6 protein-coding genes are annotated in these 5,234 nt (G+C 71.8%); 2 read left to right on the top strand and 4 right to left on the bottom strand.

The annotated features are described in order from the left end of the window. Together AC3XYG_RS40905 and AC3XYG_RS40900 are read left to right on the top strand one after the other, a co-directional pair. Positions 1-684, top strand: a 684-nt coding sequence (locus AC3XYG_RS40905) for a GNAT family N-acetyltransferase (RefSeq protein WP_489145661.1), incomplete at its 5' end; no start/stop codon positions are given. 86 nt (positions 685-770) lie between these two features. After that, positions 771-1,637, top strand: a complete 867-nt coding sequence (locus AC3XYG_RS40900) for a DUF533 domain-containing protein (RefSeq protein ID WP_489145660.1) — start codon at positions 771-773, stop codon at positions 1,635-1,637. 6 nt (positions 1,638-1,643) lie between these two features. On the opposite strand, the gene AC3XYG_RS40895 is transcribed toward AC3XYG_RS40900, so the two are convergent. The 4 genes from AC3XYG_RS40895 to AC3XYG_RS40880 form a co-directional block, all read right to left on the bottom strand. Beyond that, positions 1,644-2,699, bottom strand: a complete 1,056-nt coding sequence (locus AC3XYG_RS40895) for a glycosyltransferase family 4 protein (RefSeq protein ID WP_489145659.1) — start codon at positions 2,697-2,699, stop codon at positions 1,644-1,646. After that, entirely contained in the window at positions 2,696-3,100 is a 405-nt protein-coding gene (locus AC3XYG_RS40890) for a 6-pyruvoyl trahydropterin synthase family protein (protein WP_489145658.1), read from the bottom strand. The genes AC3XYG_RS40895 and AC3XYG_RS40890 overlap by 4 nt, the downstream gene beginning before the upstream one ends. 6 nt (positions 3,101-3,106) lie before the next feature. Further along, positions 3,107-4,081 carry a zinc-dependent alcohol dehydrogenase gene (locus AC3XYG_RS40885; protein ID WP_489145657.1) on the bottom strand — a complete coding sequence of 325 codons (975 nt, stop codon included), beginning with the start codon at positions 4,079-4,081 and terminating at the stop codon, positions 3,107-3,109. Positions 4,082-4,159: 78 nt separating this feature from the next. Then, a complete protein-coding gene (locus AC3XYG_RS40880) occupies positions 4,160-5,083 on the bottom strand; it encodes a carbohydrate kinase family protein (protein WP_489145656.1) in 924 nt (307 codons plus the stop codon). Between the last annotated feature and the right edge of the window lie 151 nt (positions 5,084-5,234).

Below are 5,234 nucleotides of genomic sequence, written 5' to 3'. Positions count from 1 at the left end.
TGGGAATTGCTCGGCGGCCGCGGCTTCCTGCAGCGGACCGATCAGCAGTTCCATTGGGAGAATGCGGGCTATTCAACTTTTGAGGATTTCCTTGCCGCCCTCGCCTCGCGCAAGCGCAAGGCCGTCCGCCGCGAACGCGCCGAAGCGCTCGAAAATAACATCAGCGTCGAGTGCCTGACCGGCGCGAACCTGACCGAAGCGGCGTGGGACGCCTTCTTCGGCTTCTACATGGACACCGGCTCGCGCAAATGGGGGCGGCCCTATCTGACCCGGCCGTTCTTCTCGCTGCTGGGCGAGCGGATGGCCGAGCGGGTGCTCCTGATCATGGCCCGCCGCGACGGGCGCTGGATCGCCGGCGCGCTGAACCTGATCGGCACCGACACGCTGTATGGCCGCAACTGGGGCAGCGACGGCCATGAGTATCCATTCCTGCATTTCGAGGCCTGCTACTACCAGGCGATCGACTTCGCCATCGCCCGCGGGCTGAAGCGGGTCGAGGCCGGCGCCCAGGGCGAACACAAGGTGATGCGCGGCTACCGCCCCGTGCGCACCTACAGCGCCCACTGGATCCGCGACCCCGGCTTCCGCCGCGCCGTGGCCGATTTCCTGGTGCGCGAGGCGCAGGCGGTCGAGGCCGGCATCGAAGACCTCGCCGAACACCTCCCGTTCCGGCAAGATTGCTAGGAGCCGCGTCCGGCGGCCGGCATCACACGCGGCGGTCCTCCTCTCGCGGGGGCGACGAACGCCGCAACGACCGGGGGAGAGAGACGATGAATCTCGACAAGCTCTTGGGTGCGTTGGCGCAGAGCGGCCTCGGCCGTGCCACGGGTGGCGGCGGGACGGCCGGCGGAATCAATATAGGCGGCATTCTCAGCCAGGTGCTGGGCGGCGGCGTGGGTGCGCCCCCGGCCGGCGGCGGTGGCCTGGGTGGCGGGCTCGGCGGCCTGCTGCAGAGCCTCGGCGGCGGCACGGCCGCATCCGGCGGGCTGGGCGGTCTCGGTGGCGGCCTGGGCGGCATCCTCAACAGCCTCGGCGGCGGCGGACAAAGCCAGAGCGGTGGTGGTCTGGGCGGAGGCCTTGGCGGCGGGTTGATGACGATCATCGCCGGCCTCGCCATGCAGGCGCTGCAGAATCGCGGCGGCGGGCTGTTGAGCAGCCTCGGCGATGCTCCGCCGGTTGTTGCCCCGCCGTCTTCGGCTTCGGATGAGACGGCCCCGGGCGCAGGCAGCGATGGCGGCTTTCTCAACATGGCCGATTCGGTCGGCGGGGCGCCGGCGGCGCATCTGATCGGGCAGGACACGGCCCATCGCATCATCCGCACCATGATCGCCGCGGCGGCAGCCGACGGCACCATCGATGACAGTGAGGCCGAGGCGATCCAGGGTCATCTCGGCGAGGAGGACGCGGCGGAGCGCGAATTCCTGGAGAACGAGATGCGCAACCCGGCGACGCCGGAGCAACTGGTGGCCGGCGTCAGCGGCCCGCAGGAGGCGGCGCAGATCTACACCGCGGCGCTGCTGACCGTGACCATGGACACGCCGGAGGAGAGCGGCTTCCTCAAGAAACTGGCTTTGGCACTGAAGCTGGACCCGCAGACCATCGCCTCGCTGCACCAGACGGTGAAGCAGGGCCAGTAGGGCTCGCTACCGCGGGTCGACCAAGTCCAGCTCACGAGCGAAGGCGGCGGCCTGGGCTGGCCAGCCGGGCAGGCGGGCCCGGGCGGCCAACCCGGACTCGCGCAGTTGCAGTCGCAGGGCGGGATCGGTCAGCAGCCGCCGCAGCGCGCCGGTCAGGGCGTCGATGTCGCCCGGCGGCACCAGCAGGCCGGCGCCCGGCGGCACCGTGTCCGGAATGGCGCCACCGGTGGTGCTGACGATCGGCAGGCCGCGGGCCGAGGCCTCGGCCAGGGCCATGCCGTAGCCTTCATGATGCGACGGCAGCACGAACAGATCGGCCCGGGCGTACTGCTGCAGCAGCGTCGCCTCGTCGATCTCGCCGATGAGGCGGATGCGGCCGGCCAGCCCGGCCTGCTCGATCGCAGCCTGCACCGCGGCGGCATGCGGCGCGTCGCGCTCCAGGCTGCCGGCGCAGACCAGGCGCCAGGGCAGGGTGGCCAGCCGTTGCAGCGCCGCCACCAGGTCCAGATAGCCCTTGCGCGGCGTCAGCGTCGCGACCGCCAGCAGCACCGGCGCGGCCTCGCCCGATCCTTGCGCCGGCGGGGTCGGGTCGGTGCCCGGCAGCACCACGCCGATGCGCTCCGCCTCGACGCCATAATCCTGCACGTCGCGCGCCGTGCCCGGACTGGTGACGATCACCCGCCGTGCCGTGGTCAGGGCCTGCCGCTCGCTCGTCTCCAGCGTCTGGCGCTGCGTCGGGCTCAGCCCGTTCTCGAACGCCAGCGGGTGGTGGATCAGCGCGACCAGGCGCAGCCGCCCGGCCTCGGCCGCCATCTGCTCCGGCAGCACGGCGAAGGCTAGCCCGTCGATCACGGTCAGCGTGCCGTCTGGCAGCGCGCGCAGCACCGATGCGGCGTGGGCCACCGTGGGCGCATCGGGGTAGGGAAAGGTGTCGCCCAGCCGGTGCAGCGTCACGCTGCGGCCCAGCCCGCGCAGGCCCTCGATGATGCGCTTGTTGTAGATGTAGCCGCCGGTGCGCCACTCCGGGTCGCCGGGCTGCAGGAACGCGATCGGGTCGCTCATCGTGCCAGCTTGCCCTCATAGGACGCCCAGGCGATGTGGGATTCGTGCAGGGTCACGGCCAGGCTCTCGATCGCGGCGGCGCCGGCCCCCAGCTCGCCCGATGCGATCCGCGCGGCGATGCGGTCGAAGATGGTGCGGGCCAGCACCTCAGTGGTGGTGTTCCAGCCGGCGAAGGCCGCTTCCTCATCCAGGTTGCGGTAGTTCAGCTCGGCCATCACATCCTTCAGCGCGACCGAGGCCAGGCCGATGTCGACGACGATGCCGTCCTCGTCCAGCTCGGGCCGGCGGAAGGCCAGGTCGACCACATAGGTGGCGCCGTGCAGCTTCTGCGCCGGGCCGAACACCGCGCCCTTGAAGCTGTGGGCGATCATGAAATGGTCGCGGACGGAAACCGTGTACATGCTCACTTATCCCTCGGGGTATCGGATGCGCTGGCACAGGGCGCCGGCGGGCGTGGCCGCCAGCCGGGCCAGCACCTCGGGCAATTCGTCGAAATCGCAGTCGCCGGTGAACAGCACGTCCAGCACCGGGTCGCGCAGCAGCTCCAGCGCCTTGGCCATGCGGCGGGCATAGTCCCAGCGCGGCCGCTGCGCCGTCGCCACCATGCCGACCTGGGACGACCGCAGGGTCAGGCGCCGGGAATGGAAGGCCTCGCCCAGCGGCACCGGCACCGGCGTATCGCCGTACCAGCTGGCCTCGACCACCGTCGCCTCGATGCCGGCCAGGCCCAGCGCGGTGGCCAGCCCGGCCGGGTTGCCGCTGGTGTGGATCACCAGATCCTGGTCACCCGGTGCTGCGGCCGGAGCGGCGAAACCGACGCCCAGCGCCGCGGCCACTGCCGCCCGGTCCGGGTCGGTGTCGACCAGTGTCACGGTGCAGCCGGGAATCCGGCCCAGCAGCCAGGCCGCCAGGCAGCCGACCACGCCGGCGCCGATCACCGCAACCCGGTCGCCCGGGCGGGGTGCGGCGTCCCAGACGACGTTCAGCGCCGTCTCCATATTCGCGGCCAGCACCGCGCGTTCGGGCGGCAGGCCGTCGGGCAGGGGCGTCACCGCGGTGGCCGGCACGACATAGCCGGTCTGGTGCGGGTACAGGCAGAATACGTCGCGGCCCAGCAGGGCCTCCGGCCCGGCCTCGACCCGGCCGACATTGATGTAGCCGTACTTCACCGGGCCCGGAAACAGGCCAGCCTGGAACGGCGCGCGCATTGCCTGGTGCTGGCTCACCGGCACCTTGCCCTGGAACACCAGCGCCTCGGTGCCGCGGCTGACGGCGCCAAAGCGGGCGCGCACGCGCACCTCGCCGGGCCCCGGTTCGGGCAGGGTTTCGGTGCCGATCCGGGCCAGGCCCGGCTTGAGGATCCAAACTGCGCTCGCGTCCATAATGCCCCTGGATAAGCCCCCGCGACGCGGCTGGCCAGAAGTCAGCGTGCGGCAATGGGTTACCATTGTCATGCAGGCTTACAGGGTGTGTGCCCGTGCCTCGACCTGGAGCCACCCGGGCCGCCGGCCGGCTTCGAGGAACAGGCCGGCCACGGCGGTCGCCAAGGCGAGCGCCGACTCGAAGCCTGCGCCCAGGCGCTCGGCATGCACCAGTCCGGCCAGGAACACGTCGCCCGCCCCGGTGGTATCGCGCGGCCGGACCGGCAGGGCCGGCAGGCGGACGATGCGGCCGGCGTCGCAGGCGACCAGGCCGCGGTCGCCCAGGGTGACGCAGGCGCGGCCGCGATCCCCCGACAGCCGGCGGGCGAGATGTTCGGCGGCCTCCTCGAGGGCGCCGCCGATCCGCTCGCGCGCCACCCAGGCGGACAGCACCTGCCGGTTGGTCAGCACCAGGCCGGCCCCGGCCGCCGTCTCGAAAGCCGCATTCCATCCCCAGCGCTCGATCTCCGGCAGTTCGAGATCGATCACCGAAGCGGCGCCGCGCTGTACCGCCCTGGCGAAGGCCGCGCCGACGGCACCGGGGTGGTAGAGATTGGCGATGACGACGTCGCCGGCCTCCGGGGCCACACCCCGGCCGATGCCGGCCAGCACCGCTTCGGGAATCGGGTCGACCAGGATCGCCTTCTCGCCGGTGGCGTCGACGATGATGATGGTGCTGCCCGTCGCCAGGCCGGGGACGATGGCGATCGCGCCGGCATCGAGCCCATCGGCCCCCAGCGAGTCCAGCAGCAGCCGGCCGGCCGCGTCGTCGCCGAGGACGGAGACGAGCGCGACAGGCTCGCGCCAGCCGGCCAGCGCCACGGCGACATTGCGCGGCGGCCCGCCTGCCGCTTCGCGCCTGGCGAGGATGAACGCCTTCTCGTCATGGCCGGGCAGGCGGTCGACCTCGACGATCCGGTCGAGCACCAGCGGCCCGAGGCAATGGATGGTGCCGGCGGTCACGAAACCATGGTCTCTCTCCACATCCGGCGTCTGGCATAAGCCGACGCATTGTCTCCGGCCAGAGGGTTCCGTAGCCTGGGGGCCTAATCGGGAGGATGCGCATGTTTCTCGGGATCGATCTCGGGACCTCGGGGGTCAAGGTGGTGCTGGT

Source organism: Inquilinus sp., assembly GCF_057815775.1.
This window is presented reverse-complemented; position numbering and strand designations above follow the sequence as displayed.